The sequence below is a fragment of the Kitasatospora nipponensis genome (genome assembly GCF_039528135.1).
Classification (GTDB): domain Bacteria; phylum Actinomycetota; class Actinomycetes; order Streptomycetales; family Streptomycetaceae; genus Kitasatospora; species Kitasatospora nipponensis.
In genome coordinates this window covers 1-509 of record NZ_BAAALF010001193.1, presented here as the reverse complement: position 1 = coordinate 509, position 509 = coordinate 1, and the positions used below count along the sequence as shown (strand labels likewise).

Annotated in this window: 1 pseudogene; it reads left to right on the top strand. The window is 71.5% G+C overall.

Annotation, left to right across the window (positions count from 1 at the left end):
• Positions 1 to 413 (top strand): annotated as a pseudogene (locus tag ABD323_RS45615) (radical SAM protein); the annotation flags it as partial.
• Between the last annotated feature and the right edge of the window lie 96 nt (positions 414 to 509).

The window sequence follows — 509 nt, the reverse complement described above, 5'->3', positions numbered from 1 at the left end:
TGGGCCGGGTGGACTCCCCCTACCTGGATCCGCGCATCGGCGAGGCCAGCACCGCCGCCCAGCTGTGGATCGACCGCTCCTTCCCGCTCGACTACACCCTCAAGTCGCTGGAGAAGGTCCTCGACGGCCAGCCTCGGCACTCCGTCCGGGCCGCCCGCACCGTCCTCAAGGACTCCGCGTACACCGTCCTGACCGGCATGCTCCACGAGATCACCAGCACACCGCCCGCCGATGGCACCGATCAGCTCGACCGCGAGTTCGAGCCCCTGCGCGCAGTCGTCGGCCCCGAAGTCCACACGCTCACCGCGACCCTGCCTAGCCGGCACGCCGAGCGCCTGCGCAACCAGCACGACCGCTGGACCAACTCCGACGGCTGGCAGCTGATCAACGCCGCCGACCCCTGCGGCACCTGAACCCACCTTCCCGACCAGCAAGAAGGGAGAACGGCATGGACCCCCCCGCGCGCCCCGGCGGCACCCTCCCCCTCCCCAGCGGCACCACCTGCTCCC